This is a genomic window from Streptomyces sp. SID12501 (assembly GCF_010550245.1).
Classification (GTDB): domain Bacteria; phylum Actinomycetota; class Actinomycetes; order Streptomycetales; family Streptomycetaceae; genus Streptomyces.
Window position 1 is genome coordinate 1 of the sequence record NZ_JAAGLU010000404.1, and the last position, 527, is coordinate 527.

The window sequence follows — 527 nt, forward strand, 5'->3', positions numbered from 1 at the left end:
ACCCGCTGCGCGCCCCGCACGCCATGCCACGTCCCGCCGCCGTCCCACGAGACCTCCACCGACACCACGGCCGGACCACCCAGGCCCGAAACCGTGATCCCGACCTGCGGCGGACCCGCGTCCGGCAGCACCTCCACGCTGATCCCGCTCACCAGCGCCCCCTCACCACGACGTGCCCCGCGTGCGCCGCGTCCCCGCCTGCGACCGCTTCTCCCCCGCCAGCACGCCGCCCGCGCGCTCGTCGACCTGCGCGAGCAGGTACTCACCCGTGAACGGGTTCTGCACGTAGACCGCGGCGGCGCTTCCTGCTGCGCCGGGCGCCGAAGCGATCGCGCCCGCGACGTTCGCGTCGATCGAAGCCCCGCTGATCCGCGCCTGTGCGCCCGCGAGGACCGAGGCGGTGGCACGCTCGAGCGTCGCTCGCTCATCGAGCACACCTTCTGCGAGCGCACCGACGATGGACCGACCGCTGTAGAGCGCCCAGCCCTTCCCCGAGAACGGGCCGCGCTTCGCCGGTGAGAAGGGCA

Annotated in this window: 1 protein-coding gene; it reads right to left on the reverse strand. The window is 74.2% G+C overall.

Annotated elements, in window-relative coordinates:
- Positions 1–162: 162 nt before the first annotated feature.
- A partial coding sequence (locus G3I71_RS46475) for a hypothetical protein (RefSeq protein WP_164324971.1) occupies positions 163–527 on the reverse strand: 365 nt, incomplete at its 5' end.